The sequence below is a fragment of the Streptomyces ossamyceticus genome (assembly GCF_001418475.1).
GTDB lineage: Bacteria > Actinomycetota > Actinomycetes > Streptomycetales > Streptomycetaceae > Streptomyces > Streptomyces ossamyceticus.
The window spans coordinates 1-252 of sequence record NZ_LIQX01000372.1; the positions used below are offsets into that span (position 1 = coordinate 1).

At 75.0% G+C, this 252-nt stretch carries 1 pseudogene; it reads left to right on the forward strand.

Annotated elements, in window-relative coordinates:
• Positions 1 to 252: pseudogene (locus AOK15_RS25945) on the forward strand (carboxylesterase/lipase family protein); the annotation flags it as partial.

The following is a 252-nucleotide window of genomic DNA, read 5'->3' on the forward strand; positions in this document are numbered from 1 at the left end:
TGAGCTCGGCTTCGTCTTCGACACCGGTGACACCGCCGCCTCCGCGAAACTCGCCGGCGAGCACACCCCGCGCGCCCTGGCCGCCACCCTGCACGACGCGTGGGTCCGCTTCGCGACGCACGGCGACCCCGGCTGGACGCCCTGGGACGCCACCCACCCCGTCCGGGTCTTCGACGACCCGGACGACCGACGCGTCGCCCTCGGCCCCTACGACCGTGAGCTGGCCCTCTGGGCGGAGGACACGCAACGCCC